Source organism: Arthrobacter sp. ZGTC212, assembly GCF_002929255.1.
Taxonomy (GTDB): Bacteria; Actinomycetota; Actinomycetes; order Actinomycetales; family Micrococcaceae; genus Arthrobacter_B; species Arthrobacter_B sunyaminii.
Window position 1 is genome coordinate 1 of the sequence record NZ_PJIJ01000084.1, and the last position, 528, is coordinate 528.

The 528-nt window shown below is 65.5% G+C and carries 1 protein-coding gene and 1 pseudogene; one reads left to right on the plus strand and one right to left on the minus strand.

Annotated elements, in window-relative coordinates; translation table 11 throughout:
* Positions 1-144, minus strand: a pseudogene (locus CXQ89_RS19030) (aminodeoxychorismate lyase); the annotation flags it as partial.
* A 96-nt stretch (positions 145-240) separates the two neighbouring features.
* Here CXQ89_RS19030 and CXQ89_RS18020 point away from each other — a divergent pair.
* Positions 241-528: PLDc N-terminal domain-containing protein (locus CXQ89_RS18020; RefSeq protein WP_374953002.1), on the plus strand; the 288-nt coding region annotated here is incomplete at its 3' end.

Sequence of the window (528 nt, forward strand, 5' to 3'; positions counted from 1 at the left end):
CGCCAGCATGGTCTCGAAGACGCCGTCGCCCCGGGTGGCGCCCTGGTCTGTCACCATCAGCTGCGGCTGCGAGGCGTCGGCCAGCCGGCCGTCAGGGAAGGTGGAGTCGAGGAAAACGAGAACCACGGGCGCAGGAGAGGTCATGGGTCCAGCTTAGTGCGGTGCCCCACCGATAAGCTGGGCGGAGTGCCCCGGCTGGAAACCGTCCGCCGGAGCTCATTTTTCCGGGGGTTATCGCACGTGTTGTGGCCATTTTCGCTTGCCGGCACCGCTCCAGGCTGGCTGGTTGTGGTACTGGGTATCGCCGACCTGGTGATCAGGGTGCTGGCCTTGGGCATCATCCCGGGCAACCGCCGGCCCACCACGGCGATGGCCTGGCTGCTGGGCATCTTCTTTGTCCCGTTCGTGGGCATCATCCTGTTCCTCCTGTTCGGCAACTTCAAACTTTCCAGCCGCCGGCGGGAGCAGCAACAGCAGGTCAACGAAAGGGTGCGGGCCGGGATCTCCTCCCTCGCCGACGTCGAAAGC